Source organism: Kineosporia sp. NBRC 101731 (genome assembly GCF_030269305.1).
GTDB lineage: Bacteria > Actinomycetota > Actinomycetes > Actinomycetales > Kineosporiaceae > Kineosporia.
Window position 1 is genome coordinate 282239 of the sequence record NZ_BSTC01000001.1, and the last position, 24358, is coordinate 306596.

The 24358-nt window shown below is 69.6% G+C and carries 17 protein-coding genes; 4 read left to right on the forward strand and 13 right to left on the reverse strand.

Features of this window, described 5'->3' with window-relative positions; translation table 11 throughout:
- The first annotated feature begins 94 nt into the window (after positions 1-94).
- Positions 95-757, forward strand: coding sequence for a GNAT family N-acetyltransferase (locus QSK05_RS01205; protein WP_285592988.1), 663 nt, complete (start codon positions 95-97; stop codon positions 755-757).
- Between the two features lie 99 nt (positions 758-856).
- Here QSK05_RS01205 and QSK05_RS01210 read toward each other — a convergent pair whose 3' ends face one another.
- The 9 genes from QSK05_RS01210 to QSK05_RS01250 all read right to left on the reverse strand — a co-directional run bounded on the left by QSK05_RS01210 (position 857) and on the right by QSK05_RS01250 (position 15046).
- On the reverse strand, positions 857-2020 hold the full coding sequence (locus QSK05_RS01210) for an N-acetylmuramoyl-L-alanine amidase (RefSeq protein ID WP_285592990.1): 1164 nt from the start codon (positions 2018-2020) through the stop codon (positions 857-859).
- A gap of 56 nt (positions 2021-2076) precedes the next feature.
- Positions 2077-2412 carry a thioredoxin gene (gene trxA / locus QSK05_RS01215; RefSeq protein WP_231483662.1) on the reverse strand — a complete coding sequence of 112 codons (336 nt, stop codon included), beginning with the start codon at positions 2410-2412 and terminating at the stop codon, positions 2077-2079.
- 145 nt (positions 2413-2557) lie between these two features.
- A complete protein-coding gene (gene trxB / locus QSK05_RS01220) occupies positions 2558-3580 on the reverse strand; it encodes a thioredoxin-disulfide reductase (protein ID WP_231483664.1) in 1023 nt (340 codons plus the stop codon).
- Between the two features lie 114 nt (positions 3581-3694).
- On the reverse strand, positions 3695-5047 hold the full coding sequence (locus QSK05_RS01225; protein ID WP_502879722.1) for an RsmA family anti-sigma factor: 1353 nt from the start codon (positions 5045-5047) through the stop codon (positions 3695-3697).
- A 2-nt stretch (positions 5048-5049) separates the two neighbouring features.
- Positions 5050-5817: an RNA polymerase sigma factor SigM gene (gene sigM, locus QSK05_RS01230; protein WP_285593000.1), complete on the reverse strand. Its 768-nt coding sequence runs from the start codon at positions 5815-5817 to the stop codon at positions 5050-5052.
- Positions 5814-8885 carry a protein kinase family protein gene (locus QSK05_RS01235; protein WP_285593002.1) on the reverse strand — a complete coding sequence of 1024 codons (3072 nt, stop codon included), beginning with the start codon at positions 8883-8885 and terminating at the stop codon, positions 5814-5816. Before QSK05_RS01235 ends, sigM begins: the two co-directional genes overlap by 4 nt.
- A 259-nt stretch (positions 8886-9144) precedes the next feature.
- Complete coding sequence (murJ, locus tag QSK05_RS01240; protein WP_285593006.1) at positions 9145-11943, reverse strand: murein biosynthesis integral membrane protein MurJ; 2799 nt, start codon at positions 11941-11943, stop codon at positions 9145-9147.
- Positions 11940-14564 (reverse strand): DUF6049 family protein, encoded by a 2625-nt coding sequence (locus QSK05_RS01245; protein ID WP_285593008.1) that lies wholly within the window; start codon positions 14562-14564, stop codon positions 11940-11942. The genes murJ and QSK05_RS01245 overlap by 4 nt, the downstream gene beginning before the upstream one ends.
- Positions 14561-15046, reverse strand: a complete 486-nt coding sequence (locus QSK05_RS01250; RefSeq protein ID WP_231483675.1) for an NUDIX hydrolase — start codon at positions 15044-15046, stop codon at positions 14561-14563. Before QSK05_RS01250 ends, QSK05_RS01245 begins: the two co-directional genes overlap by 4 nt.
- Between QSK05_RS01250 and QSK05_RS01255 the strand changes: the two genes are divergently transcribed.
- Positions 15045-16667: a CCA tRNA nucleotidyltransferase gene (locus QSK05_RS01255; protein ID WP_502879699.1), complete on the forward strand. Its 1623-nt coding sequence runs from the start codon at positions 15045-15047 to the stop codon at positions 16665-16667. The two genes, QSK05_RS01250 and QSK05_RS01255, sit on opposite strands and share 2 nt — an antisense overlap.
- A gap of 409 nt (positions 16668-17076) precedes the next feature.
- The gene (locus QSK05_RS01260; RefSeq protein WP_285593012.1) at positions 17077-19392 is read left to right on the forward strand and encodes an FHA domain-containing protein; all 2316 of its coding nucleotides are present in this window, start codon (positions 17077-17079) and stop codon (positions 19390-19392) included.
- On the opposite strand, the gene QSK05_RS01265 is transcribed toward QSK05_RS01260, so the two are convergent.
- Positions 19393-20757: an MFS transporter gene (locus QSK05_RS01265; protein ID WP_285593016.1), complete on the reverse strand. Its 1365-nt coding sequence runs from the start codon at positions 20755-20757 to the stop codon at positions 19393-19395.
- 102 nt (positions 20758-20859) lie between these two features.
- Positions 20860-21375, reverse strand: coding sequence for an endonuclease V (locus QSK05_RS01270; protein WP_285593018.1), 516 nt, complete (start codon positions 21373-21375; stop codon positions 20860-20862).
- A gap of 174 nt (positions 21376-21549) precedes the next feature.
- Here QSK05_RS01270 and QSK05_RS01275 point away from each other — a divergent pair, with 174 nt between their 5' ends.
- Positions 21550-21852 (forward strand): hypothetical protein, encoded by a 303-nt coding sequence (locus QSK05_RS01275; RefSeq protein WP_285593020.1) that lies wholly within the window; start codon positions 21550-21552, stop codon positions 21850-21852.
- A 19-nt stretch (positions 21853-21871) separates the two neighbouring features.
- On the opposite strand, the gene QSK05_RS01280 is transcribed toward QSK05_RS01275, so the two are convergent.
- Positions 21872-22945, reverse strand: coding sequence for an inositol-3-phosphate synthase (locus tag QSK05_RS01280; protein ID WP_285593022.1), 1074 nt, complete (start codon positions 22943-22945; stop codon positions 21872-21874).
- 19 nt (positions 22946-22964) lie between these two features.
- Positions 22965-23609, reverse strand: coding sequence for a PadR family transcriptional regulator (locus QSK05_RS01285; RefSeq protein WP_285593026.1), 645 nt, complete (start codon positions 23607-23609; stop codon positions 22965-22967).
- Between the last annotated feature and the right edge of the window lie 749 nt (positions 23610-24358).

The following is a 24358-nucleotide window of genomic DNA, read 5'->3' on the forward strand; positions in this document are numbered from 1 at the left end:
CGATCTTTTTCGTTCGTACCCCTCGTCAGTATCCTTCTGTCTGCCGAGGATCTGATCGTCTCAAGATCGCACCGACCGCTGCAGGAGCTGCTGGATGAGCCGCAGGCTCGCACCGCTCACGCTGGACAACCTCTCGGATCTTCCGAGTACGTGCCGGCGTTGTGTCACCTGGGAACTCGACCCGCTGGCAGCGAAACAGGCCATGAAGGCCGGGGATACCGGGTTCGAGAAAGAGGCCTGGATCTCCGGGACGCTGCTGGAGTGGGGTTCGTGCGGCCGGATAGCCTATGTCGACGAGCAGCCCGCCGGTTTCGTCACCTACGCGCCGCCCACCCTGGTGCCGCGGGCCCTGGAGTTCCCGACGTCACCCGTCAGTGGCGACGCCGTGCTGCTGATGACCGCCCGGGTGCTGCCCCAGTTCGCCGGCGCCGGCCTGGCCCGGATGCTGCTGCAAGCCACGGCGAAAGACCTGAGCAAGCGCGGAGTGCGGGCGCTGGAGGCTTTCGGGCTGACCGCCGGTGGAGCCATGACCGCGGCGCCGGACGATGAGGACAAGGAGAAGGCGTCCTGCCTCGTGCCGGCCGACCTGCTCACCGCTGTCGGGTTCAAGACGGTGCGCCAGCACCACCGTTTTCCGCGGCTGCGACTCGAACTCAAGACCGCTACGTCGTGGCGCGAAGATGTCGAACTCGCCCTCGAGCAGATCCTGGGCACCGTTCGCCTCCCCGCGCTCACCGGCACCGGCGTCGCTCCGTAGCTCACGTCGTCCTCAAAACAACTCAATGAGGGACGTTGGTCAGCCCCACGCGAGAGGCCCCCACCGATGCGGTGGGGGCCTCTCGCGCGACTCAAGAGATCAGCGCTGACGAGCGAAGGCCTGAACGTCGCTGAGCGACAGCGTGCCGGTCTCGGCATCGTTCTCGGCCAGGTACAGACGCTGCACGGCGAACAGCATCGACTCGGCGATCAAGGCCCGGAAGTCCGCGTCACCCAGACGCTCGGCATCGCCGGGATTGGTGAGATACCCCAGGGCGAGGATCACCGCGGGCATCCGGGTCAGCCGCACCGGATCGTACGAGCACGGGTGGCTGCGGTCGTCCAGCATCCCGGTGCGGGCCACGATCTCGCGCTGCAACAGCACCGCCAGACGCTGTCCGACCTCCGAGTGCTGCCCGACCCGGCCACCACCCCAGTAATACGTGGCCACACCCGAGGCCACCGGGTTCGCGAGCCGCTCGGTGACCAGGGAGATCACCAGATCGGCGCCCTCCGACTCGGCCAGGGCCACTCGGTCTTCGGTACTGATGTCCTCGTCCGGCTGACGGGTCAACCGGACCCGGGCACCGACGGCGGAAAGCCGTTCGGCCAGCTGCAGAGCGACGTCGTAAGCCACGGTCGCCTCGTTGAGCCCACCGGCACCCGGTGTGCGGTCGGATCCGGGGTCGAGCACCACGGTCTTGCCGGTCAGGCTGACACCGGCCATGGCCACGGAGCCCCGCGAGCGCAACGCCCAGGCGTCTCCGCCCGAGACGGACCGCCCGAGAGCGCCGATGGCCGTGAAGGTGGGGCGACCACAGATGCCGTCGGCGGGCAGGCCGAGACCACGCTGCAGTTCACGCAGCGACGCCTCGGTGGCCGGCCCGAAGATGCCGTCGACCGGGCCGGCGTGCAGACCCAGCACGACCATCCGCTCCTGGAGCGCCGACACGTCGTCGCCGCGCATCCAGTGGCCGGCGGTGAGCAGCAGGGTGCGGTCGCCCAGACGCCAGCGGGCGCCGTCCAGGGCAAAGGCCGTCTGCGGCCCGACCAGGCCGTCGGCGACCAGGCCGCGGTCTTGCTGGAAACCGCGCACGGCCCCGTCGAGCTGGTGATCGAAGAGGGATTGCTCGGCCGAAGGAGCGCCCGGCAGCAGGGCACCCGCCCGGATCAGCAGGGCACGCACAACCGGCACGAGATCGTCGGTGTCACCCAGGCGGAGCGGGCGCCCGGCCGCAGCGAGCAGGCTGGTGGGCACATCCACGGCGGCCGGCGCTCCGTTCTGATGGCGGGGGGAAGAACTCACCATCGTCGGTGGGGTCAGTTCAGGAAGTCGGCCAGTTCACGGAGCAGGATCGGCTTCGGCTTCGCACCGATGAGCGACTTCACCAGCTCCCCGTTCTGGTACACGTTCAGCGTCGGGATCGAGGTGATGCCCGCGGAGGCCGCGACCTTCGGGTTCTCATCGGTGTTGATCTTCACCACGGTGATCTCCGGGTGCTGCGCGGCGATCTCGGCCAGGACCGGCGCCACCTGCAGGCACGGACCGCACCACGGGGCCCAGAAGTCGACCAGCACCGGCTTGTCAGACTTCAGCACCTCGGCGTCGAACGTCTCGTCCGTGACGGCCTTCGGCGCGCTGGTCGTGTCAGCCATGGGTTTCTCCTCGAAAGTGGCAAGCAGTGAAGCGATTTCAATTCAGCGAGACCAGGCCCACAACGGGTCTGGACGATGATGCCGGACCCGGTGGGCCACGGTGGGGAGGCCGGGCCCGCGAGTTCCCCGCGGGCCCGCAACCACCTCAGTGAGTGACGGCGCTCCAGTTGGCGACCGTTTCGGTGCGCTCCTTGGCCGCGCTCGCCACGGCACCCTCGTCGAGGCCGTTGGTGACGTCTTCCACCGCGGCCAGGAAGCGCTCGGCGTCGATCGCGGCCGTGGTGCCGGACGCTGCGGCGGTGATGGCCTGCTGGTACTCGTGGTCGACCACGTCACCACAGGCGAACACACCGGGCACGCTGGTGCGCGAGGACCGGCCCTCGGTCTTGATGTAGCCGGCGTCGTCGAGCTCCAGCACACCCTTGATCAGCTCGGTGCGCGGGTCGTGGCCGATCGCCACGAACAGGCCGGTGATGTCCAGGTCGCGCTCCTCACCGGTGACGGTGTCGCGCAGCCGGATGCCGGAGACCTTCGCGTCGCCGTGGATGTCCACGACCTCGCTGTTCCAGGCCCAGCGGATCTTCGGGTTGGCCTGCGCACGGTCCTGCATGATCTTCGAGGCGCGCAGCGAGTCGCGGCGGTGCACCACGGTGACCGAGCGGGCGAAGCGGGTGAGGAAGGTGGCCTCTTCCAGCGCGGAGTCGCCACCGCCGATCACGGCGATGTCCTGCTCGCGGAAGAAGAAGCCGTCACAGGTCGCGCACCAGCTCACGCCGTGCCCGGAGAGAACCTTCTCCTTGGGCAGGCCGAGCTCGCGGTAGGCCGAGCCGGTGGCCAGGATCACGGACCGGGCCCGGTAGGTCGTGCCGTCGTGCAGCTTGACCTCTTTGATGTCACCCGTGGCGTGCAGCTCCGTGACGTCGTCCGGGATCAGCTCGGCCCCGAACTTCTCGGCCTGGCTGCGGATCTTGTCCATCAGCTCCGGGCCCTGGATGCCGTCGGGGAAGCCGGGGAAGTTCTCCACCTCGGTGGTGTTCATCAGAGCGCCACCGGAGGTCACCGAACCCTCGAAGACCAGGGGGTTCAGGTTGGCGCGCGCCGCGTACAGAGCCGCGGTGTAGCCCGCCGGGCCCGAACCGATGATGATGACGTTCCTGACGTCGCTCACGTCTTCTCCAAGTCCACGGAATTGCCTGCTCGCTGTAGAACCGTTCGGGTGGTCGTCGTGTTCCCGACGCCACCGACCGCGCAGGCTCAGTAGGTGCCCCTGTTCAGAGGCGCCTCACGACTGCACCTCGACCACGTCGATGGTGCCGTCGTCACCAGGTTGACAGGTTCTGGCGACGATCCACACGTCGTATCCGCCACTTGCACCAGGCAGGACGATCAGTGCGGCCTCGCGGCCGTTGTACGTGGCGAGGTCGACCGCGACCGGCTGGGCGTCTTTCTGGTCGATCGCCTGGAGACATTTCTCCAGCGCCTCCGGGTCTTTCAGCAGGTCACCGTTGTCGGCCGTATCACCCGTATCGGCTGAATCGCCCGAGGTCGAGGAGTCGGAGGCACCCGGCATCTCGCCGGTCTCGGGCTCACCCTCGCTCCGGGCGGACATGGTGGTGTCGCCGTCTTCCGCAGCTCCGGAAGAAGCCGTGACCGGGGTCGTCACCAGACTGTCGATCTGCTTCTTCAGGCCGGCGCGCTGGTACTTGGTGCCGGTTTCCTGCACCGAGGCCAGAAGAGGACCGCTCGCTGTCGTGCTCGCGCTGCTGGAGTCACCGTCCGAGCCCCGGCCCTTGAGCATCCAGGCGGTGCCGCCGCCGGCCAGGGCCAGCACCAGCACCACCGCGGCCACGAGGCCCGCAGGGATCCGCGGCCAGCGCGAGGGCTCTTCGGCCTTCTGCTCCTCCAGCGCCTGGCGACGCACGCGCACGGCCTGGGTGGAGTTCTCCATCCGGGTGAGCTTGCCGGGAGCACGGTCGCGCACCGGCCGCATCGTCCGGGTCATCGAACCGGTGTCGGGCCCCTGCACCGCCCGGGCCCCGCGGCGCTTGCGCACCGGCTGGGTCAGCTCCGGGTCGGGGCCGTTGTCACGGACCGCCGGCTGCAGGATGGTCGCGTCACCCGCCGGGAACGCCGGCGAGTCGTTGCTCGTGGGCAGGTTGAGAGGCCGCACCGTGAAGGACGAGGTGTTCGGGGCGGGCTGCGAACGATCGCGCCGCACCGGTTGCGGGCCGGTGTGGTGCTGAGGCGGGGATTGCTGGGGTTGCGGGCCGGTCGGGCGCTGACGCTGGGGGCCGGTGGGGTGTTGCTGCTGCGGGCCGGTGTTGCCACCGTGGACATCACGGCGCATCGGGCCGGTGGCGCCACGACGGGTCTGCGGTTGTGACTGCGGCAGCGGTTGTGACACCTGGCCGCCCCGGGCCATGGCGAGTGCCTGCTCCAGCCGGGCCATCACCTGCGGGGGCATCGTCTCGGGCGGTGCCTGCCGGATCAGGCTACGGATGCCCTCGGCGCTCGAGAGCACCGCGGAGCATCGGGCACAGCCCATCACGTGGCCCTCGACCTGCCGGGCCACATCAATGGGAAGTACATCGGCGGCGAGGTCGGCGAGGAGGTCATCTTCCGGGTGCGCGGGCATGCTCACCACCCCTCTCCTGCTCGGCTGCGTCCTCGTGGCGGTTCGTCAGATCTGACGCGGCCGGTGCCTCTAGGGTTCCCGGGATTTCCCTGACGGCCACCCTGTTCATCGTCGTAGGGGTCGTTGCGGTAGGGGCTCGGGCGGGCGTCACCGATGAAACCGGGCGTTGCGGTACTGGCCCGGCCAGGTTGGCGATCATGGTTCTGCACGGGGGAAACACGCTGGGGCCCGGGCACCTCACCGCGCAGCAACTGGGCCAGGGCAACCCGGCCGCGGGAGCATCGCGACTTCACCGTGCCTTCCGCCACACCGAGCATCTGGGCCACCTCGGCGACCGGGACGTCGTCCAGATCAACCAGCACCAGGGCCACGCGTTGCGCCTCGGGGAGCTTGTTCAGGGCGGACCGGACGTCGAGCCGGGCCACCGTGGCGCCGTGTTCGTCGATCCCCGTGATCACGTCGCGCTCGCCCAGCGGCACGCTCGGCCGGGCGGCACGCCGGCGCATGCGGTCGAGCGCGGCGTTCACCACGATCCGGTGCAGCCACGTACTGACCGCTGCGTCGCCCCGATAGTGGTCGGCATAGCGCAGTGCCGAGACCATCGCGTCCTGCACGGCGTCGGCGGCTTCCTCAGGATCCCCGGTGGTGCGCAGAGCGACCGCCCAGAGGCGGTCGGCGTGCCGGCGGACGATCGTGGAGAAGGCGTCCGGATCGCCGGTGAGGTGGGCTGCGATCAGACGGCGGTCGTCCACCTCGCCGTCGTCACTCACGTCAGTCGCACCTCGGAGACATTCAGCCGGTACTCACCCTCGATCGAGGGCAGTTCGGTGAACCACACAATGACGTACTTCGCCTCATCGACATCGTCATCGGGGTCGACCGTGATCTTGCCGTCGCCCAACGTCCCGGAGCCGATCAGCTTCGAGCCGTCGTAGTCCGGCCCGTCGGCAGAGCGCAGCTGCACCCGGCCACCCGTTCCGGCGACATCGATCTCAGCGGAGCTTACCGCCGCCGAACGCCTCAACTCGATCGCCAGCCCCAGGCCTTTCTTCAGGCCTCCAAATTTGGCATTTCCGTACCAGTTGGACTCCCATTCGGTGCCCTTCTTGCCGTCCACCGCCCGGGGTGCGTCCGTGGAGTTCTCGTCGCCGTCACCCTGTGGATCGATCGCCGTGGCGGTACGGATCTTCACCGGCTCGACGGTCTTCTCGACGGGTTCGGCCGACACCGAGGCCTTCGCCTCGGCACTGACCCCCGGGCTCGGAGGTGGCTCGACCGTGTTCGCGGGCTGTGTGGTGATGCGAGGGCCCGTCTCCCGGACGGCGACCGAGTCGTCGTCGGAATCGAGCACGAGCCCGCGCAGCTGCCAGGCGGCCACCAGCAGGAGCACCAGGAACACCCCGACAATGCCGAACAGCACCTTGCGGGACTGCCCCTTGGACGGCGCCTCCGGCGGGATCACGATCGGGAACGGTCCGCTCGATTCCAGCGGTGAGGGTGGTTCGTTCGAGTGCGGGTTGTGCGACCAGCCCTGTTCCCAGGGCAGGCGGGAGGCGGCGGCCGCCGGCGCGCGCCCGTCGGCAGGGCCACGATGACGTCCTGGACCGGCCGGCTGGGAACCCATGGCGGAATGCTCACCCCAGGTGTCGCCGGGCGCCACCTCACCGTCGGGCGCGTCGCCACCCGGCCGGCCTGCGCCGGGCTGACCCGCTGAGCTCGCCGAGGCGAAGAACGACGGCGAAGCCCCTGGTCCGGCGTCCGGAGTGATCGGTCGGGCCATCAGGTTGGGGTTGCCGGAGCCCGGTACATCGGCAAGGGGGCGCGAGGTCGGCCGGCCGGCCCGAAGACCGGCGGCGGTGCGGGCCGCCGCAGCGGTCGGGATCGGGCCGCTGTCGAGCAGATTCGGCCTCGGCTGGTTCGGGCTGCCCGCTGATCTGGGGGGCTGGGCGAACTGCGCGGATCGTACGGTCGAGGGCTGCGGCGGCCTTGGAGGCTGTTGGGGCTGTCGAGGTTGCCGGACGGGTTCCGGAGCTGACGAGGCCGATTGATGCTGCTGGTTCTGCTGCGCCTTGCGGGCCTCGCGCAGAGGTGCCGGGGTGAGATCGGTGTTCGCGGCCGGCTCGATCCCGAAGAGGGCGTCGGTACGGTCGCCACCCTTCGGTCGCGGCGGCAGCGGCATCGAACCGGTCATCGCGACGCTGGGGGTCGGGAAGATCGACGCGGTACGCCGCACGGGCGGGCTCATCGGCCCGGCGTGTTCCGCGCTCTGGGGGCGGCTCGGCGGGCGGCCCTGGGGGCTCTGGGGAGCTTGAGGGCGAGGCTGGGCCTGTGGGCGCTGTGGTGATTGAGGACGTTGGGGAGACCCCGGTCCTTGGGGCACCTGGGGAGCGGCGGTGGCTTTTCGGGGTGCCGGACGGGCACCGTCGGTGCGGTTGCCACCGGTCGGCTGGTTCGGCTGGATGTTCTGCGCGGTCTCCGGCGCGGCTTCTTCCCCGGGCGGGGTGCTGCCGAACATCGCGTCGGTGCGGCCGCCGCCCTGAGCCCGTGGCGGCAACGTCATCGAGCCGGTGATCGCGACGCTCGGGGTCGGGAACAGCGACGCGGTGCGCCGTTCCGGCCGGGCTGCGGGGCGGTTGGGCGCGGCGTTCTCCGGGGGAGCGGCCGACGAACGCTCGGCCGGCGTCCCGCTCGGCCAGGCCTGCGGGCGCGAGCCGCGGTTGACCGGCGGTTGCCCGGACGGGTTGCCGGCCGACCGGACCTGGGAGAACAGCTCGGGGGAAACCGCACTCGGCGGGAGGGTCGCGTCCGGATCCACTTCCCGGTCGCGCCGCCGCGGGTCGAACAGGCTCTCGCCACCGGCGGGGGCCCATGCCGACGCGGCCCGGGCCGGGGTTCCTGGACCGACCGGTCCGGAAGTGCCCTGGCCAGGGGAGGACTGACCGGAAGAAACCGGGCCACCCGGCCGGAAACCCGAGGCGGGTGTCTGGCCCCGGGGCGGGCGGCCACGCATGACCAGCGCCGGGTTCGGCGTGGCCGGGGCAACGGGACGGCGGGGGCGGGAGGCCGACCGCAGCGGGGCCTCGTCGGCGCTCGGCCAGGGGGAGAGCGCACCGACGACCTCGGCCGGGGTGTGCGGACCGCTGTCCAGCGGCCCGAGCGTGAGCAGGCACAGCCGGTTCAGGTCGCCGGGGATGTCGGGGATCAGCTCGGAGGGCGCGATCGGTCCACCGTCGTTCGCCCGCGGGGCCGGCGCGAAACCGGCGTCGTCGAGCGGCCAGCGCCCGGTGAGCCCGGCGTAGAGCAGGCCGACGAGGCTCAGCGCGTCCATCCGGCTGGCCGTGGCCGCGACCTTGGGGTCGAGCCCGGCGGAGGCGGCCTCGACGGCCACTCCGGAGATCTTGATGGTGTTGTCGTAGGTGATGATCACCGAGCGCGGGGTCAGCCGCAGATGGTGCAGTCCGCGGGCAGCGGCGCCGCGCAGGCCCTGGGCTACCTCGCCGACGATGCGGCGCACCACCGGCGGATCCAGGGGGGCCCGCTCGATCAGGGTGGCCAGGCTGTCGCCGTCGACGTCGGCGCTCACCACGAACGTGATGTCCTCGTGCGTGCCCACGTCGAGCACCCGCACGAGGCGCGGATCATCGATCAGGGCGGCGCGGCGCGCGGCGTCGGCCACGTCGGCCGAGTAGGGGTGTCCGGGTCGCATGACCCGAACCGTCACCGGCCGGTCGAGCGTGAGGTCCGCCGCCCGCCAGACCGACGAGTCGGTGTTGGCGTGATAGCGGTCTTCAAGTCGGTAGCGGCCGGCCAGAACGGTGCCGCGGGTGGCGTTGGACAAGCCCGTGCACTCCTTCCAGCCCGATGGCAGCGCAGTCCGTCTGCAGTCCGTCTTGTCGGCAGTCGGCACGGATGCCGGCCGCTGACGGGATCGTCGGTACGGATCCGTATTCCATCGTAGTTCTCCCGGTCGCCCGGAACGAGATGTCATGCACATCACGCACACAAGAGCGCCTTACGCCCCATTGGAGTGACACGCGGGAACCAGTGAGAACACAGAGTGAGGACGACGCGATGGCGTCGCCCTCCAGTGTCCGTTCTCAGTAGGTCGAGTGCCGGGCGACCGTCTCCGGAGACGACGGCAACCGTCGCAACAGCGGCCCGAAAACGTCCTCGATCTCCTGGACCCCGAGCTGACGCAGGCCTGCCACGTAGATGAACAGCAGCATGAGCCCACCGACGACGGTGGCGATGATGCACGTCACCCAACCGTCGCCGAGGAAGATGTGGGTGGACCGCGCCATCAGCCAGGCCACACCACCACCGATGCCGCCCACTGCGAACAGTTCGATGTGGGAGCGCACCACCGCGCGTCCGTCCAGGTCACCGAAGCGCATCCGCAGGATCCAGTAGGACAGCAGCGCGCTGACGAAGTTCGACGCAGCCATCGAGAGGCCGACTCCGATGACGATGTACTGCGGGCTCTCACGCAGCAGATAGAGCGAGACCAGGTTTCCCGCGGCCCAGGTGCCGCTCGTGGCGATCTGGATGAAGAACGGTGTCTTCGCGTCTTCGAAGGCGAAGAACACCCGCTGGAACAGATACTGCGCGCTGAAGGGCACCAGGCCCACCGCCATGGCCATCACCACGTAGGCAATGCCGTTGGTGGTAGATCGGTTGGCGCTCGGGAACATCGAGGCGGCGATGTCGGGCCCGAGAGCCAGGATGGCAGCCGTCGAGACCACGGTGGCCAGACCCGTCAGCCGCAGCCCGAGCGAGAGGTCGGCCCGCACGTCCCGGATCCGGTTCTCTGCCGCGGCATTCGACATCCGCGTGAACAGCGCGGTGACGAGCGAGACCGCTACCAGCGAGTGCGGCAGCATGAACAGCAGCAGGGCGTTGTCGTAGATCGCCTTACCGGTGTTGATCGCTGCGTCCGGATGATCTTTCAGCAGGTTGCTGGCGGTGGTGGTGACCTTCGAGATGACCACGAAGGCCAGCTGCTGCACGACCACCGCGGCGAAGGTCCAGCCGGCCACCCGGCTCGCCGAGGCCAGGCCCACTCCGCGCAGACCGAACTTCGGCCGGTAGCGGATACCGGCGCGGCTCAGCAGGGGGATCAGCACCAGGGCCTGGGTCGCCACGCCGAGGGTCTGGCTGCCGGCCAGCAGCATGACCTTGGTGCCGGTCCATTCCGTACCCGACTGGGTGCCCCCGCCGTAGACCGCGATGAAGGCGGCCAGACCGGCGATCGAGACCACGTTGTTGAGCACCGGCGACCACATGAACGCGCCGAACTTGCCGCGGGCGTTCAGCACCTGGCCGAGCAGGGTGTAGACGCCGTAGAAGAACACCTGGGGCAGACACCACAGTGAGAACGCCGCGGTCAGGGCGATCAGGTCGGGGTCCCAGTCGTCGGACGCGTAGACCTTGACCAGTAACGGCGAGCCGATGAGCACCAGCACCGTGACCACGGCGAGTAGACCGAGCGCCGCGGTCAACAGGCGGTTGATGTAGTCCTCGCCGCCGTCTTTCTGCTTGGCGGCCCGGGCGATCTGCGGAACCAGGACCGCGTTCAGCACACCGCCGGCCAGGAGGATGTAGAGCGCGTTGGGCATGATGTTGGCGACCGAGAAGGCATCCGCCGCACCGGCGTCACCGCCCGGCGTCACTGCCGCGACCAACACCGAGGCGCGCACGAAACCGAGCAGCCGGGAGACCATCGTTCCCGCTGCCATCAGTGCGCTGCTGCCCAGCAGCGAGGAGGCGCGCGAGGCAGACTGTGCCCGGTTGTCCTCGTCCTGATCCGCCGCCTCGAAGTCCGGCTCGGCCTGACCTCGGTCGCCGTAGTCCCAGTCGTCGTACCCGTGCTCGTCGTACCCACGATCGTCATAGCCGCGGTCGTCACGGGAACGCGGCGCCACCGGTGGCAGCGGCCGGCGCGGGGCCCGGGCGATCGGCGCCCGGATCGGCGCGATCGGCCGGGTGACGTCCGAGGGCATCGCGGTGCCCTCGACGAGCCCCAGCAGGTTCAGTGAACCCGTCAGCTCGGCCGGGTCGAGGCCGGACAGGTCGTAAGGGCTGTCGGGGGTCGGGGGCGGCGGCTGGGCTGCACGACGGCCTCGCCGGCTGTTGCCGGGTGCCGGGGTCTCGGGGTCGAGCGGGTGGAAGTACTGCTGCTGCTCCCCGCTCCCGGAGTCCCAGTCGTCGTACCCCTGCTCGTACCCCTGCTGATAACCCTGGTTGTCGTACCCCGGGTCGGAGCCACCGTGCTCCGGATCGCCAGGGCCGGTCCGGTCGTCACGCGTCTGGTCGTAGGGCTCGTCGTACTGCCCGTATCCGCCGCCCTGACCCGAAGCACCGGCCTGGCCGTACTCGCCCTCCGCGTACCGGGCCTGCTCGGGCCGGTACGGCCGCACCTGCACGGTGGGGTCTTCGGGGGCCACCGGCAGCGGCACGGCGTGCTGGTTCTGCGGGTCCTGGTGCTGGTTGCGTGGCCGCCGGAACTCCTGCGGCACCGGCCGGGTGGGGTCGGCCGGTGCCACCGGCTGATCGCCCTGATCGACCCGGGGCGGTGCCGGGCGCGGCCGACGCCGGCGCGGCTCGGCCGGTGGCTGGTTCCACCAGGCGTCGGCGGGCTGCTGCGGCTGCGGGGCCGGGGGTGGCTGCTGCTGCGCCTGCCGCTGGGCCTGGCGCTGAGCCGACCGTGATCGGCGGGTGGGACCTTCGTGCTGGGACACGTACTCGGACTCTCTCTGGGCCGCGTACGGGTCTCCCTCGTACTGGTCTTGCGGGTACTGCTCCTGCGGGTGCTGACCGTCAGCCCGCCGAGGTCGCATCGGGCGGTCCGGGTCGTCGGAGGGCACGGGTGTGCCGTCGTCCGACGACCACCCGCTCACCTGTTCTCCTTCGGCATCGTCGGACTGCGACGCTCCGCCCCTTTCGTTGCGGCCATCGTCGGTACCGAGCTGGACTTCTGTTCATGCATACCCCGCGGGGCACCCGGAGTCCCGGAGGCTGATCCGGTGCCGGGGGCGCGAAGTTTGTCGTCCCCGGTAACTGAGCCTTGTGGAGATCGTTCTGTTGCGCCACCCGAGCGCTGGATCGGTGCGCTGTCCGTCACATTCGCCGGTTCGGCAGGGACGTCAGGGGTGGGAGAACCGTCAGTGGCGATGGGCGGCGCGGCTTCCTTCGTCACCTTGCGGGCAGCGCGGGTGGCCTCGTCATCGACGTCCGGAATCGAGTTGAGCGGCACCTTCGGCCGGGTCTTGTTGCGCCGGAAGCTGCGCAGCAGACCGACGAGCAGCAGCAGGCCCAGCAGGACCGCCATGCCGATCATGCCCCAGCTCTCCCAGTTCGGGCGCACCTTGACCTCGAAGGTCTGCGGGCTGCCGAGCACCCGCTGCTTCGTGCCCTCGCCGGTCAGCAGCTTGGTCTCGACCAGCACGTTGCCGGTCGCGATGGCGGTGGCCTCGACCCGGAACGACTGCCGGTGCCCCGCCAGGATGGTGACGGGGTCGGGCTGGCGATCGATCTTCAGCTGGCCGGACCCGGCGCTGAAACTCACCGAGACCCGCAGGTCGAAGTCGGTCTTGTTGTCCACGGTGACGGGGATCAGGGCGGAGCGGGCCGTGAAGACCTTGCTCTCCGTCCCGATGAGCAACTGCACCTTGCCGGTGAGATCGCCCACGTCGTCCATCACCGCCCGGCGGGCCTGGGCCTGACCGTCCAGGTCGGACCGCCAGGCGTAGGACAGCAGCGAGGTGATGCGCTGCTCCAGGCGCTGTACGACGTCCTGATTGTTGATCAGCGCCGGGGCGATGTTGCCCAGATCGCGGTCCATGGCCTGGGCGTTGCTCAGGTTGCCCTTGGGCAGCTCGCTGCGCACTGCCTTCCGGCCGTACCGATGGGCCTCGCGGTCAACGGCGGTGGACTGACCCAGCTTCTTCAGACTGCCGATCGACACCCACGAGGCCTCGCGCAGGGCATTGGTCAGCCGCTGCACGTCGCCCGGCTGCGGGTCCCAGTTGCGCGGCGCCACGGCCAGGACCTGCCGGGACTGCGAGTCGGAGGTGGGCGCGGCCGACTCGGCGCTGATGGCGGCCAGGACGGCGAGCATGGTCTGCGTGGTCTCGGCACCGCGATCACGGCCGGAATCGGCGAACAGGTCGGACAGCTCGTCGTCGTAGAGCAGGCCGGTGAGCGTGTTGTCCTTGCTGCGCACCGTGCTCTTACCGTTCGGGGTGTAGCTGATCTCCGGTTCGGCCGGCTGCTGGCTCTCGGAGAGGATCACCGACTGGTGCCCGGTGTCCACGAGGCCGTCGATCGCCTGCCGCGAGATCTGACCATCGGCCGGCCAGGCGATGCGCGAGTACAGCGACGAGCCCAGCGCCTTCTTCTCGATCGACTCGCCGAGCTTGTCCGACTGACGTAGCAGGCCGGAGCTCTTACCGCCCTTGAGCAGGGAGTTCAGATCGGTGTCGGCATACGGCAGGCCGAGCACCGTGCGCTTCTTACGACCTGAGACGATGCGGCTGAGCCAGGCCGTTCCGGCCGTCTTCGCGGCCTCGTTGCTGATGGCGAACGGGGTCGCCGCCTCGTTGCCGGAGGGCTGGCTGGGAGAGACAGAGGACGAGCTGGTCGCCTCGTCGTCGCCGTCGGCCTCCTCGTCGTCCTGGGTGGCGGCCTCACTGATCCCGCCCTCCTTCAGAGACTGGGCGGCGGCCAGCAGCGCGGGGTCGACGGCCCAGCCGATGGCCGGGTCGTCGGTGGCGGTGAGGATGCGCGAGAGCCGGGAGTCGGGCAGCAGTTCGGCCGCGGCCTCCTCGGTCGCCAGGCCCGCCGTGGTGGAGGGGACGACCGAGGTCAGCGGCGCGAGCAGGGTCAGCCCGACCTTCGAGTCGCTCTCCTGCGGGGCCCAGACCAGGGTGGAACGGATCGCGTCGAGCTGCCGGCCGGCCGCCGAGGAGGCGACCAGCGAGAACGGGCGCGCCCCGAAGGAACTGCCCCAGCTGGTGAGCCCCAGCCCGCCGGCCGGGACGGTCAGCGTGAACGGCACCGACTGCTTCGCCCGGACATTGCCGAGGTTCTGGCTCCTGAGAAGGGTGCTCGTGGTGGCCACGTCGCCGTTCTCGACCCAGTCGATCACCGCCTCGCGCCCGTCCAGCACGGCGTAACTGAACCGCAGCGACACCGTGACGTTCTTCAGGGCCCGGGCGCTGAAGTTCCGCGCGACCCCGGTGACCACCAGATCGTCCTGTGCCGTCACCGAGGTCGGCGAGACGCGCGACAGGGTGAGTTGCAGGTTCCGGGAGGCAGTGGCGGAGCCCTGAGTTCTTGTGGACGTCGATGAGCCCCCGGAGGTGGTGGTCACCTGCTCGGGGGTGGAGTTCGATGGCTGGGCCTGTCTGCTCGAGGCAGCCAGGGCAGGCGCAGTGGACGGGCCCAGCACCCCGAGGGTGATGGCCATGGTCAATATTCCGGTGGTGAGCCCCCGGCGCACGTTCGCCAGGTACCTCACGCGGAATCCAGGAGTCGCACACTCGCCTCGCGCGCTATCCGGCGTTCATTGGGGAACGCCAGTTTCTGGTCAAGTTCAGGAAGAGGCACCCAGGCCACGTCGATCGCCTCGTGGTCCGGATCGCCCTCGGTACTGAGCTGGCCGCCGGTGGCCAGCAACAGGTAATGATGCACGTGCTTGTGTACTCGTTTGCCCTCGACCGAGAACCAATAGTCGATCGTTCCCAGACCGTGAAGTATCCGGCCACGAATGCCGGTCTCCTCCTCGATCTCCCGGACGGCCGCCTGTTCGGGCGTCTCGTCCAGTTCCAGATGCCCCTTGGGCAGGCACCACTCGACCCGTCCAGCGCGGTTCAGCCGGGCGATCACGGCCCCTCGCGGGGCCTCACCCGAGCGGTCGACGACCAGGCCGCCGGCCGAGGTCTCCTCCACGGTCGGCAGCGACCTGCGCGGCCCGTTCGGGGGCCGTGAGGGTCGGGGCATGTCGTCACTGTACTTACCCTGGCGCACCCATCTGGCACGCTTGGGACTCGTGCCACAGACCCCCTCCGACGACCTGACCGATGCCCGCCGGGCTGCGGCAGCGCGTCTGGTCCCGCTTCAGCCCCTGCTCACCGAGCTCGGATCCGTCTTCTCCTCCGCAGGTCACCGGCTCGCGCTGGTGGGTGGGCCGGTGCGCGACGCCCTGCTCGGTAGGCAGAGTCCCGATCTCGACTTCACCACGGACGCGCGCCCGGAAGAGACCATCCGGCTGCTGCGTGGGTGGGGTGACTCGCACTGGGACATCGGCAAGGCCTTCGGCACCATCGGCGCGCGCAAGGGTGACCACGTGGTGGAGGTCACCACCTACCGCGCCGACGTCTACCGCGAGGACTCCCGAAAGCCTCAGGTGGCCTTCGGCGACACGCTCGAGGCCGATCTGCTGCGCCGTGACTTCACCGTCAACGCCATGGCTCTGGAGCTGCCGGAGCTGACGTTCGTCGACCCGTACGGCGGGCTGGCCGACCTGACGGCCGGGCTGCTGCGCACGCCTGGTGCCCCCGAGATCTCGTTCGGTGACGATCCGCTGCGGATGATGCGTGGGGCCCGGTTCGCCGCCCAGCTCGGGTTCAGCGTTGCCCCGGAGGCCCTGACCGCGATGACGGCGATGGCCGACCGCATCTCCATCGTCTCGGCCGAGCGGGTCCGCGTGGAGCTGGAGAAGCTGCTGCTGGCCCCCGACCCGCGCCCCGGCCTGGAACTGCTGGTCTCCACCGGTCTGGCCGCGCACGTGCTGCCCGAGCTGCCGGCCCTGAAGCTGGAGATCGACGAGCACCACCGGCACAAGGACGTCTACGAGCACTCGCTGATCGTGCTGGAGCAGGCGATCGCGCTGGAGGACGGCCCGGACGGCCCGGTGCCGGGCCCGGACCTGGTGCTGCGTCTGGCCGCGATCCTGCACGACATCGGCAAGCCGGCCACCCGCCGGTTCGAGGAGGGCGGCGGTGTGTCCTTCCACCACCACGAGATGGAGGGCGCCAAGCTCACCACCCGGCGGATGAAGGCGCTGCGGTTCGACAAGGAGACGATCCAGCAGGTCTCCCGCCTGGTGCAGCTGCACCTGCGCTTCCACGGCTACGGCGACGGCGCCTGGACCGATTCGGCCGTACGCCGCTACGTCACCGATGCCGGCCCGTTGCTGGACCGTCTGCACAAGCTCACCCGCTCCGACTGCACCACGCGCAACCGGCGTAAGGCGAGCCGGCTCGCCTCCGCCTACGACGACCTGGAACTGCGCATCGCGGAACTGCGGGAACGGGAAGAACTCGACGCCGTCCGTCCCGACCTGGACGGCAACCAGATCATGGAGATCCTCGGCATCCCGGCTGGACGCGACGTGGGCCGGGCCTGGAAGTTCCTGAAAGACCTGCGTCTGGACCGGGGGCAGATCGGCTACGACGAGGCGCGCGAGGCGCTCGTTGCCTGGTGGGCGGGGGAACAGGCGTCCGCCGGCCCGACCGCCGACCAGACTTCTGGTGACCGGGTGGGTGGGACGAGTGACGGCGATGACCCGTCCGGGGCAACACCCGCCCGTCGGGGCGGGGAAACCACCGCATCGGCCTAATCGTTAGCTACGAAGTGACCGGACACCCCGGCAGGAGCGCCGGTCGTCAGGGAACATGGAGACGAGGTAATCCGGGGATTGTCCGGAATATGGACGCCTGAGGGGGTGGCCTTGATCGCAGAGACTGTGCGCTGATCACTCTTGGTCACCGTCAGGATTTGTGGTGAGAGCCGCGTTCATTCGCAACAATTGGGCTGTGTCGCGGCGCGTCAAAGGGCAACGGCTACGCCTGATGGGGTAAGCCTGGTCGTTTTTCTTTGGCATCGCCGTTGGTCTCCGGGCCCGCTGGACTCTAGAGTGGCGGAGCCTCGGACACTTGAGGTGAGATCAGGCGCAACCCGTTGTACAAGGCAATCTGCAACGCGGAGCGACCGAGTCGTTACTAGTACTAGTAAGGGGAGGAGTCATCGTGCAAAGCGGGATCGCCTATGCCGCAGGGCAACTCCTTGCCGTGGTCGCGCCGAGAACTGTGCTCGTCGTGGACGCGCCGACGGACTGGTCTCTGGCCGGCCCGTTGTGGGAGCTGGCCCTCGACGACGCACCCGTCGACGAGATCCTCGACGTGCTGGTCCGGCGCGGTATTCGCACCGCGCCCAGCTTCGCGATCGTCCGGGTCGAGGTGGACGCCGTTCGCGCCCTCGTCCGGGGCAGCGTGCCGGTGTGCTTCGAACGGGCCGGTGAGCCGGTCCGGCTGGACGCCACCGGTGCCACCACCTGGCTGGAAGGCCTGATCTCAGGCGCCCGCCGGGTCCTCGTCGGCGATGTGGAGACCAACTCCGAACTGCCGTTCACCGTCTCGACCGGGGTCGTGCTGGTTTCCGGCCTGGCCCTGAACTGCACGCCGACCACGTCCGACAGCGACGCGGACGCGCCGGCTGCCATCTCCGAAGCGCCGGCCGCCGCACTCCCGGCCGCCGCCGCGCTCGAGGCACCGGCCGACTCGCCGTCCTCCGAATCCTCGGCCCCGCTGAGCCTGGCCGGGTCCGGCGCCTCCGACCGGGTCGTCGACCTGACCGAGGGCGAACCGCGCACTCCCGCCTACTCCGGTGCTCCGGGTATCGAGGCCCGTGAGGGCTGGCAGCCGCTGCCGACCCGCACCGGTGGGTTCCAGCGCGAGGTCAACGGCCACGTGCCGTCGGTGCTCGACTCCCCGTCCACGGGCTCCTCCTCCAGCGGCGCCCTGCAGTCGTCCTCCGGTTCGACCCCCACGCCCGCGTCGTTCTTCGACTCGCGCAGCGGTAGCGACGACCCGGGCGAACTGCTCGATGTCGACGACCTCTCCGGCGGCTCGTCCGACGAGAACGAGGGCGAGAGCGCCCGTTCGTTCGACTTCGACGACCTGCTCACCGACGACGCACCCGACTCCGGCCCGGTCGAACTGTCGAGCCCGGACCCCGGCGGCAACGACGCGCTCAACCTGAACGGTTCCGGTCACGGCCCCGGCGTACCGCCGAAGCCGCGTCCGGGGGGTGCCCCCGCCGGCTGGCCGCCCGTCGCCGACGAGCCCGACCCGTTCTCTCAGTTCCGGTCCGAGCCGGAAGCGCCTGCCCCGGCACCGTGGGGTGCCCCGGAGCCGACGCCCAGTGCGTTCTCCTCGGAACCGGCCCCCAGCGCCTTCTCCCCGGAGCCCACGCCGAGTGCGTTCTCCCCGGAGCCGACGCCCAGTGCCTTCTCCTCGGAGCCCGCCCCGAGTGCGTTCTCCCCGGAGCCCACGCCGCAGCCCGAGCAGCCCCCGCTGGGTGAGCTGCCGTTGCGTGTGCGTGGCCGGTCGCTGCGCCCCGAGCACCAGATGCCGCCGTCGGCCCCGAACTCCCCGGTCAACGGTTCCCGCATGCTCGGCAACCCGGCCGACCGTTCGCCGCAGGGCACCGGATCGATCTTCGAGGCCCCGGTCGCTCCCGCGGCCCCGGTCGAGGAGAACGACTCCGAGGTCTCCCGGGTCGACTTGCCCCCGGCCTTCTTCCGCGGTTCCCGTAACCGTCCGGAGGACGAGCTCGAGGACGAGGCCCCGCAGGCCGAGTCCAGCTGGCAGAGCGGTCCGGAGAGCGACTCCTGGGCCCCGCCGAGCCACGGGTTCAACGGTTCCGGTTTCAACGGCCAGCCTCCGGCCTTCGGTGGCCCGCCGGCGATGCCCGACACCTTCCGCCCGGACACCGAGGCCGGTGACCAGGGCTACGAGGACGAAGAGGGCACGGTCGCCGACGAGCCGATCTCCGACGACGACCAGCAGGACTCGGCGGAAGATGTCGAGGGTCGCGAGCCCCCGCGTCTGCTGGGTGTCTGGTGCGACGCCGGGCACGTCACCTCGCCCGACCGCTCCGAGTGCCGGGTCTGTGGCCTGACGGTTCCGCCGCAGGCGCCGATCCTGGTCGCCCGCCCGCCCCTGGGCGTGCTGGTGTTCGACAACGGTGACCGCATCGAGGTCGACCGCCCGGTCGTGCTCGGTCGTGACCCCAAGCCGCGCACCGACTCGGCCGACCCCGAGGCGCCGTACCTGCACGCCGTGGCCAGCTCGACCGGCCAGGTGTCCCGCACGCACGCCGAGATCCGGCCCTCGGGCTGGGACGTCCTGCTCACCGACCTGGGCGCGATGAACGGCACGGCGCTGACCCTTCCGGGTGAGTCGCCGCAGGCCATCGACCCGGGTGTGCCCACCGTGATCAGCCCGGGCTGCCGGGTCGACCTCGGTGGCGAGACCGGCTTCGTGTTCGAGGTCGAAAACTAGTCAGTCCAGATTCCGCTGACGAGCGGGGGTCCGGTTCACCGGGCCCCCGCTCGCGTTTTGCGCCTGGGCCCGCTGGCGGTGCTCGCGGAAGGTGTAGCCCACGCCCGCGACGGTGAACAACAGGGCGACATCCATGAAAACCATCTGTGAGTAGCCGTTCTGGGGCAGCAGCAGGATGGACAGGCCGGCCGCGGAAACCAGTGCGACGTTGAAGACCACGTCGTACAAGCCGAAGACGCGTCCGCGGAAGGCGTCGTCGACGTCTCCCTGCAAGATCGAGTCCACGCAGATCTTGATGCTCTGGCCGGTGGCGCCGAACACGAAAGAGCCGAAGTAGAGCAGCCAGATCGCCGCGTCGGCCACGAAGAACGCCTGCACCACGGCCGAGATGGCCAGGCAGGCGCCGATCCAGCGCCAGGCCCCGATCCGGGCGGCCACCATCGGCGTGACGAAGGCGGCGGTGGCCACGCCGAGGCCAAGCGCACCCACCACCTGAGCCAGCAGCCGAACCCCCGCGTCCGGGTTGTTCGGGTCGCTGAAGTAGTTGCGGCACAACAACATCACCGTGATGGTCATGATCCCGTAGCCGATTCGGTGCACCCCGATCACACCCAGGGCGTTGGCCACCGTGCGGCGGCTGCGGATGTGCTGCCCCCCGGCCCGCAGGTCGCGCAGCACGTCGCCGGCCAGGCTGCCGATCGAGCGCAGGTTCAGCGGTGCGCTCTGGTCCGGGCCGAGCAGGGTGCGGGGCATGCGCAGGGCCAGGAGCGAGGCGGTGGCGTAGCCGAGGGCCGCGATCGTGACCACGGTGGCGTCGGTGGAGTCGCCCGCGCCCAGCAGCATCCGCACGCCGTAGCCGAGGGCCCCGCCGGTCATCGTGGCCACGGTGCCGCAGGTGGGGGAGACGGCGTTGGCCATCACCAGCTCGTGCCGGGGCACCACGTGCGGCAGTGACGCGCCCAGACCGGCGAGGAAGAACCGGTTCATCGACAGACAGGCCAGAGCGCTCGCATAGACCGGCGGGCCGACCCCGAGGATGAAGATCATCGTGGCCACCGCGAGCACCATCACCGACCGGATCGCATTGGCCAGCAGCAGAACCTGCCGTCGTTGCCAGACGTCGAGCAGGACGCCGGCGAACGGGCCGATCAGGGTGTAGGGCACAACCGTCACCACGGCCGCGATCGCCACGGCGGTGGGGGTGGTGGCGCGGTCGGCGGAGAAGAAGACCAGGCTGGCCAGGCCCACCTGGAAAGCTCCGTCGCTGGCCTGGGACACCAGACGCACGGAGAACAGCTTGCGGAAGTTCGCGCCCCGCAGCACGACCATCAGGTCGGCGAGGAATGACGTTCGGTCTCCCGGCACCCGACCAACAGTAGGCGCGTCATTGCTTCGTGCAACGGATGAGCTGCGAAAATCGGCCGTTTCCCGGAAGCCGCCGGCAGGTGCAGACCGACCGGCGGACCGTCAGACAGCCGGGGGTAACCCCTTCGACAGGCGGTCGACTGCGCGCAGCGCCTCGGGGATCCGGTGCGGGCCGGCGAGGTGACGCACCAGAGCGGCCGCCTCGTCCACTGCTATGCCTGCTGCGGTGACGTGCAACGGGCGCTGCGACGATCCCCGGCACACCTCCACCGCATGCGTGGCAGTGCGAAAGGGGGTCTTCGCCACGCCGATCACGGTCAGGCCGAACTCGTTGTGCACGTAGCGACCCATCCCGGCGGTACCGGTCGGGTCGAGGTCGACGAATCCGTCCACCAGCAGCAGATCGGGCAGCTCGTCGAGGCCGGACAGGACGGCTCGCACGGATGGCAGTTCGCGCTTGTAGAACTGGCCGGGTTCGTAGGGGGCCACCTCGTCCACCATGGCCACCCAGGTGCCGGTGATCCGCTCGAACAGGGGGCCCTCACCCAAGACCAGGGCGCCCCGGGCACCGCCCGCGGGCGGGTACCCCACGTCGGCCGCCGCGTATAGATGTGCCACATCGCCTCCGTACTGCACGTTGGGGCCGATCCCGAAGATCGTCGCGAGACTACTGGCAACCCTCGCAATCCAGCTGGTGAGGTGCCCGTTCGGGCATCTCGGCCGATATGGTCGTCCCCACGTTTTAGGGTGTTGCTGGAGGGGATTCTGATGGACATTTTGTGGTTGTTTCTGATGAGTGTGCCGCTGACGGTGCTTCTCGTACTCGTCGGCGGGCTGTTGCGCGCATCCCTCGGGCGACTACCGGGGTGGTTCTTCCCCGCCGGGCTGGGGGTGTGCCTGGTGATCCTGATTGGTACGGTGATCTGGGTGCAGGAGGGCACGGAGGGGGGCCTGGAGGCGATTCCGGCCCTGGCTGCCGGGATCAACGTGGTCGTCGCGGCGGCTGCCCTGATCGTGGGCTGGATGGTGTGGAAGGTCCGGGAGATGCGCAAAACCCGGGAGCCGGACAGCGTGAACGCTGCCCGGCTCCGGTAGGACGGTGGTGCTGTGAGGATCAGGCCTCGCCGCGGATGAACTTCTCCACGTCTTCCTTGGCCTGACGGTCCTCGACCTGGACCGGCGGGGACTTCATGAAGTACGCCGAGGCGGAGACAACCGGGCCACCCACGCCGCGGTCCTTGGCGATCTTCGCGGCGCGCAGGGCGTCGATGATCACACCGGCCGAGTTCGGGGAGTCCCAGACCTCGAGCTTGTACTCCAGGTTCAGGGGCACGTTGCCGAACGCACGGCCCTCGAGGCGCACGTACGCCCACTTACGGTCGTCCAGCCACTGCACGTAGTCGCTCGGGCCGATGTGCACGTTGCGGGCGCCGAGGTCGTGCTCGATGTTGCTGGTGACGGCCTGCGTCTTGGAGATCTTCTTCGACTCCAGGCGGTCGCGCTCGAGCATGTTCTTGAAGTCCATGTTGCCGCCGACGTTCAGCTGGTACGTGCGGTCGAGCACGACACCACGGTCTTCGAACAGCTTGGCCATCACGCGGTGGGTGATGGTGGCGCCGACCTGGCTCTTGATGTCGTCACCCACGATCGGCACACCGGCGTCGATGAACTTCTGTGCCCACTCGGGGTCGGAGGCGATGAACACCGGCAGGGCGTTGACGAACGCGACGTTCGCATCGATCGAGGCCTGCGCGTAGAACTTGTCGGCCTCTTCCGAACCCACCGGCAGGTAGCTGACCAGGACGTCGACCTTGCGCTCCTTGAGCACGGCAACGATGTCGACCGGAGTCTCGTCCGACTCCTCGATGGTCTCCCGGTAGTACTTGCCCAGACCGTCGAGCGTGTGGCCACGCTGCACGGTGACGCCGGTCGGCGCCACGTCGGCGATCTTGATGGTGTTGTTCTCGCTCGAGTTGATCGCATCCGCGAGGTCGAAACCGACCTTCTTGGCGTCCACGTCGAAAGCGGCGACGAACTCGATGTCGCTGACGTGGTAGTCGCCGAACTGGACGTGCATCAGGCCGGGGACGGTGCCCTGCGGGTCAGCATCGGCGTAGAAGTTAACGCCCTGCACGAGTGAGGACGCGCAGTTACCTACACCGACGATGGCAACGCGGATGGAGCCCATGCGTTTCTCCTTCTGGGTTCTAGCGGGATTCGTGATCGGGACCGGGCGCCGGGGCGGGGAGTGGCGGACGGTCACCGTCGTGTGGGGGGTGGGTCATGTTGCTCGCCCGCTCGGTGTCGATGAGCTCCGAGAGCCATCGCACCTCGCGGTCCACGGACTCCAGGCCGTGCCGCTGCAGTTCGAGCGTGTACTGCTCGGCGCGTTCCCGGCTGCGGTGCATCGACTGCCGGTAACCCTCGCGCCGCTCTTCCAGCCGGCTTCGCCTGCCCTCCAGGATCTGCAGCCGGGTGCCGGCGTCGGTCCTGGCGAAGAAGGCGAAGTGGACGTCGAAGCGCTCGTCCTCCCAGGCCGCGGGGCCGGGGTGACTGACGAGCGACTGGAAGCGCTCTTTGCCTTCGGCGGTGAGCTCGTAGACGATCTTGGCCCGCCGGCCGGCCAGGGGTGAGGCCGGGGTGGCAGTGTCGGCTCCGTTGCCGGCACCTGCCTCGTGGATCCACCCGGCGGCCAGAAGCGACTTCAGGCACGGGTACAACGTGCCGTAGGACAGCGCCCGGAACGGGCCGAGGAGAGCGTTGAGCCGCTTGCGCAGCTCGTAGCCGTGGAGCCCGGACTCCTGGAGCAGGCCGAGGACGGCCAGCTCCAGAACGTCGCTACGACGGCCCATGCCGGCACCTCCTCTTCCTGTCTCTGGTCGATCCCATTGGGCTGCGAGGGGATCCGGATATACGGACTGCAGTTGCTGCGTTACATCGGAGCAATGTATCGGAGCGATATATCCAAGGCTCGAGTTGAAGATACGACGCCGTGAACGCGAGGACAAGGCCGGGTAGCTCACAGTTGACGCCTTACTCGTGCCAAACCTGTCTCTTTGGTAACTCGGCGTTAAACCTGCGCCAGCACGACGTCACTCATAGCCAGAGCCCTTACGCTCGCTACCGGCGGATTTGGGAACAGGCGGGGGGTCGCCGCACACTGGACCGATCCGTCAAACGGACGAATGCCTCAGGGCGCACGGAAACAGGAGGGCATCGGCCATCGTGGAACGTCCTTCTGGTCCATCCCGTCGTCGCCCAGGTGGGCCCGACGGAGACCCGAACGCTCGTGACGGCCTGGGTGGCCGCCGCTTGGATGCGCAGCAACCGGGTCAGTCCGGTGTCGCCGGTGGGCAGCGGCCCGCCGCGCAACCCGGTTTGGGTGGGCGTCGGCTGAACGCGCAGCAAGGGCAGTCCCGGCCCGGGCTCGGTGGGCACCGCAACAGCAACAGCGGCGGTCAGGGTCCGGTTACTCCTGGTGATCAGGGTCGACAGCAGCCGCCGCCGTCGCGCGCTGAACTTCGGCGCGCTCAGCAGGCTCAGGCCCAGCAGCAAGCCTCCCAGGCTCCGCAGCAGCCCCCAAGGGCTCAGCAACCTTCGC

What these genes read in the sequence shown, in the direction of transcription:
- QSK05_RS01205 (WP_285592988.1), top strand. Translation starts at nt 95, where the DNA reads ATGAGCCGCAGGCTCGCACCGCTCACGCTGGACAACCTCTCGGATCTT.
- trxA (WP_231483662.1), bottom strand. Translation starts at nt 2,412, where the DNA reads ATGGCTGACACGACCAGCGCGCCGAAGGCCGTCACGGACGAGACGTTC.
- QSK05_RS01225 (WP_502879722.1), bottom strand. Translation starts at nt 5,047, where the DNA reads ATGCCCGCGCACCCGGAAGATGACCTCCTCGCCGACCTCGCCGCCGAT.
- QSK05_RS01255 (WP_502879699.1), top strand. Translation starts at nt 15,045, where the DNA reads ATGTCGTCACTGTACTTACCCTGGCGCACCCATCTGGCACGCTTGGGA.
- QSK05_RS01250 (WP_231483675.1), bottom strand. Translation starts at nt 15,046, where the DNA reads ATGCCCCGACCCTCACGGCCCCCGAACGGGCCGCGCAGGTCGCTGCCG.
- QSK05_RS01275 (WP_285593020.1), top strand. Translation starts at nt 21,550, where the DNA reads ATGAGTGTGCCGCTGACGGTGCTTCTCGTACTCGTCGGCGGGCTGTTG.
- QSK05_RS01280 (WP_285593022.1), bottom strand. Translation starts at nt 22,945, where the DNA reads ATGGGCTCCATCCGCGTTGCCATCGTCGGTGTAGGTAACTGCGCGTCC.
- QSK05_RS01285 (WP_285593026.1), bottom strand. Translation starts at nt 23,609, where the DNA reads ATGGGCCGTCGTAGCGACGTTCTGGAGCTGGCCGTCCTCGGCCTGCTC.